Source organism: Thauera sp. 2A1, assembly GCF_009469595.2.
Lineage (GTDB): Bacteria > Pseudomonadota > Gammaproteobacteria > Burkholderiales > Rhodocyclaceae > Thauera.
The window spans coordinates 1-3981 of record NZ_SSXV01000050.1 but is presented as its reverse complement, the minus strand read 5'-3'; the positions used below and the strand labels follow the sequence as shown (position 1 = coordinate 3981).

5 protein-coding genes are annotated in these 3981 nt (G+C 60.2%); 4 read left to right on the top strand and 1 reads right to left on the bottom strand.

What is annotated here, in order from left to right:
• The first annotated feature begins 200 nt into the window (after positions 1–200).
• Both GH664_RS21950 and GH664_RS23955 read left to right on the top strand, forming a co-directional pair.
• A complete protein-coding gene (locus GH664_RS21950) occupies positions 201–500 on the top strand; it encodes a DUF433 domain-containing protein (protein WP_153170241.1) in 300 nt (99 codons plus the stop codon).
• The gene (locus tag GH664_RS23955) at positions 382–660 is read left to right on the top strand and encodes a DUF5615 family PIN-like protein (RefSeq protein WP_368857365.1); all 279 of its coding nucleotides are present in this window, start codon (positions 382–384) and stop codon (positions 658–660) included. The genes GH664_RS21950 and GH664_RS23955 overlap by 119 nt, the downstream gene beginning before the upstream one ends.
• Before the next feature lie 25 nt (positions 661–685).
• Here the strand turns inward: GH664_RS23955 and GH664_RS21945 are convergent, their stop codons facing one another.
• Positions 686–1459 carry a PEP-CTERM/exosortase system-associated acyltransferase gene (locus GH664_RS21945; RefSeq protein WP_153170240.1) on the bottom strand — a complete coding sequence of 258 codons (774 nt, stop codon included), beginning with the start codon at positions 1457–1459 and terminating at the stop codon, positions 686–688.
• A gap of 211 nt (positions 1460–1670) precedes the next feature.
• Between GH664_RS21945 and GH664_RS21940 the strand changes: the two genes are divergently transcribed.
• Both GH664_RS21940 and GH664_RS21935 read left to right on the top strand, forming a co-directional pair.
• Entirely contained in the window at positions 1671–2528 is an 858-nt protein-coding gene (locus tag GH664_RS21940; RefSeq protein ID WP_153170239.1) for a ThiF family adenylyltransferase, read from the top strand.
• Between the two features lie 88 nt (positions 2529–2616).
• Positions 2617–3696, top strand: coding sequence for a nitroreductase family protein (locus tag GH664_RS21935; RefSeq protein ID WP_153170238.1), 1080 nt, complete (start codon positions 2617–2619; stop codon positions 3694–3696).
• The last annotated feature ends 285 nt before the right edge of the window (positions 3697–3981 follow it).

Genomic DNA, 3981 nt, shown 5'->3' with positions numbered 1-3981 from the left:
GTTTGTGGTCGTTTCGACACTTCCACTTTGGCACATCGATGCCGTCAGGTAACAGGAGGGCTCTTCTCATTGAAGAGCACTGCGGACCCATACCTGAGGCGGGAGGGAGGCGTCCATTACATCTCCTACATGGCCGTTCCATGCAACCGCTTGCAGCTCCAGCGGTCAACCTGCGAAGAACGTTCACTGGTGAGGCTCATATGGCACCGCTTGATCGCATCACCCAACAAGCAGAAGTCATGGGCGGCAAGGCGTGCATTCGAGGCATGCGCGTGACGGTCGGCATGATCGTCAGCCAGATCGGCGCGGGACACAGTGTCGAACAGATTCTCGCCGATTATCCTTACCTCGAACGTGAAGACATCATGCAGGCGCTGCGCTATGCCGCCTGGCGGGCGGAGGAACGGGAAGTCGTGCTTTCTCACGCACGACCTGGACTTCAGCGCAATCCTCGCCGCGACGCAGGGAGACAAACCCAGCGTGGTGCAGATCCGCGCTGAGGATGTCAGCCCCGAGGCAATCGGAAAGCCGGTCCTTGATGCCTTGCGTCAGATGGCTGACGAACTTGAGCAGGGCGCCTTGGTCACGGTCGATTCAAGTCGTACGCGCATTCCGTGTTGCCTTTGCGGGCGCGATAGGCAGTCGCTCAGACGGGGCTAGAAGTCCGAGTCGACAACCCGATCAGTCACTCCTGGGTTACACGGCGCCTGGCTTCTGCCTCGTCGAACCCCCGTCCGATCTGCTCGCGCACGACGTGCCACAGCGGATGCAGGATGCGCCGCATGTTGCGGATGATCTCTTCCACATGCATCACCGACGGAATGCGCAGGCCGCGGTGCTCGATCGGGCTGCCGATCTGCGTCACTTCCACGCCGAGCTTGGCAAAATGCGCCGCCAGCCGCGGCTCGGTCAGCACGAAGACGGTGTCGACGCCGCTGCGCTCCGCCAGCGCGACAGCCCCCAGCAGGAGGCTCGCCGGAACGAACGGGAAGCGCGGTTGCCCGGCATTGGAGAAGTCGTCCGGGCCCACCGGTACCTGTTGTTGTCTTTCTCCCTTGCGTCGTCGATAGCGCTCGCCCACCGCCAGGCGGGAGATCTCCGCGATCCGGTCGCGGGGGAGCTTCGCCGGGTCGATGATCGACCGGTCCAGCGCGTCGGCGCAGGTCTGCTCGAATGGGAGCGGCAGATCGGGAGCTGCGGGGTTCGCAAGCACTATCCGGGTGCAGCCGACGGGTTGGTGGGGCTGCTCGACCGTTTGTAGCAGGCAATGCACGCTTTGGGCGTCGAATTCGTCGATCTCGCGTCGGTCCGGGCGCTCGGGCTCGTACTTGAGGTCTTCGCAATAGACCTCGTGACGCAAGCGGTAGGCCCGGTCGAGAAGTGCTGCATCGAGAGCGGCACAGATGCGGAAATATCGCTTGAAGCCGCTGCCGAGGTTGAGATCGTCGATGAGGGGCATGGGGGAGACTTGCTTAGAGGCCGTTGGTGCCAGGAGGCGCGTTACTCATAAACGTCGGAGCGTCCCATGCAAAACGAACATCGACATGCTGTGCATTGGCCAGATTGGAGCTTGAGCCGGGTACGTGAGAGCGGACCAGCGTCGCTGCGCAGCAAGTATAATTCCCTTCGGACATACGAGCATCGCGGGACCGATTCGGAGATTTGTGGGCATGAATTTTGACTATTCCGAGGCGTTCAGCCGCAATATCGGCTGGGTTACCCGGCCAGAGCAGGAAACTCTGCGCGGAAAGCGGGTCGCTATAGCGGGAATGGGGGGGGTCGGCGGGTGGCACCTGCTTACCTTGGTACGACTCGGGGTCGGCAAGTTTACGCTCGCCGATTTCGACACCTTCGGCTTGGTGAACTTCAATCGCCAGGCAGGTGCAATGATGAATTCGCTGGGCCGTCCCAAACTGGATGTGATGGTCGAACAAGCGCTGGCCGTCAACCCTGAACTGGACATACGCCGCTTCCCCGCGGGCACGAATCCGGACAACGTATCCGATTTTCTCGACAGTGCCGATCTCTACATCGACAGCCTCGACTTTTTCGCGCTCGATGCCAGAGAGGCCGTCTTTGCCAGATGCGCAAAACTCGGTATACCTGCGACCACTGTCGCGCCGCTGGGCATGGGCGCGGCCCTACTCAACTTTCTTCCGGGGGAAATGACGTTCGAAGAGTACTTCGGTTTCGCCGGGCAGGACGAACTCGAGCGCGCGCTACGATTCTTTATCGGCCTGGCTCCGGCGCGCCTGCAGATGGCCTATCTAGCCGACCCGTCGAACATAGATCTGGCCGCAAGACATGGCGCGTCGACGATCATGGGGTGCATGCTCTGCGCCGGCGTTGCGGGTACCGAGGCGGTGAAGATCCTGCTGGGCCGCGGAAAGGTTCTCCCTGCGCCATGGTCGGTGCACTACGACGCGTATCTCAATCGGCTGTCGCGTCTGCACAGGCCTGGTGGAAATGCGCATCCTCGGCAGCGCCGGACCCTGGACCAGGCAAGGAGGGCGCTTGGGCTGGTGTGAGCGTCGCGCGAGATGGGTGTGAAGAATGCATACCGGATTCGTGTGTAGCTTAAGCAGGACTTGGCGACGTAGGAATGGAGTAGGAAAGATGCCCAGCAGCGACACCATCAACAAGATTCTGGAACTCGCCCGCTGGGCGCCTAGTGGTGACAACACTCAGCCATGGCGTTTCGAGATTGTTTCGGATGACGAACTAGTCATTCATGGCTTCGATACTCATGACCACTGTGTCTACGATCTCGATGGCATGCCAAGCCGACTGGCACACGGCGCGCTGTTGGAGACCCTGGCAATCGCTGCTTCGGGCTTTGGCTTGAAGGTAACAATTACCTTCGAGCCAGTCTCCGATACGACCCGTCCGCGCTATCGGGTCGCTCTGGCTCGTGATGTCGGTATCGGCAAGGATCCCTTGTTCGATCACATCATAGTACGGGTCACGCAGCGGCGTAGCATGCGCATGGGCGGTCTGGATGCAGCTAGACGCGAAGTGCTGAGCGCCATCCTAACGGGCGCGGGCGGGCAGGTCATATGGTTCGACCGCCTGCCCTTGAGGCTTGCGATAGCCAAGCTACTGTTCAGAAGCGCCTGGATTCGCCTAGTTACACGCGAAGCCTATGAGGTACACCGCGCTGTCATTGACTGGGGTAAGCAATTCAGCGAAACGGCGCTGCCCGATCAGGCGCTCGGCGCGGATGCACTGACCGTACGCATGATGCGCTGGGCGATGGCTGACTGGCGCCGCGTCGAGTTCATGAACCGCTATTTCGGCGGCACGCTGGCGCCTCGAATCCAACTCGACCTGCTGCCCGGGTTGCAGTGTGCTGCCCACTTTGCGTTGGTGGCCCCGGGACAGCTCGCCGATGGTCGTGCGCAGGTGGAGGTAGGGCGTCTCTTGCAGCGTTTTTGGCTAGAAGTCACCCGGCAGGACATGTATCTACAACCGGAGATGACTCCGCTAATCTTCTCCCGTTACGTCCAGTCCGGGGTGCAGTTCACCAAACACGTAGGAGCGCAGGCGAGAGCTCGGGATGTGCGTGAGCGCATGGGCGGACTGCTGGGTGAGGCGACGCTAGAGAGAACCTTCTTTTTCGGGCGCGTTGGTTTCGGTAGTGCCCCAAGCAGCCGATCGCTGCGACTTCCACCTGAGAAACTTATAGTTCGGCCTTGAATGATCGCGCCGAGTGTGGAAGAAATAACCTTCCAGGCACACCAGATGCCATTTATGTAGCGGGGTTAGTGTCCCCGGAGGCGAGGTGCAGAGTCAATAAGCCCATTGATGGACTTCTGACCTATAATTTAATATTATTATACAATAATATTATTTTTTTTTGTGCGCCCGGCAGGGCGCACTCACTTGGAGGTGAAAGTCCTCTACTCGCCCGGCAAGGGGAAGAGTTAGCCGAACGGCAAGGGTGTCGCGGGTAACTGCGAATCTGGAGGAAGCCGAAGGCAA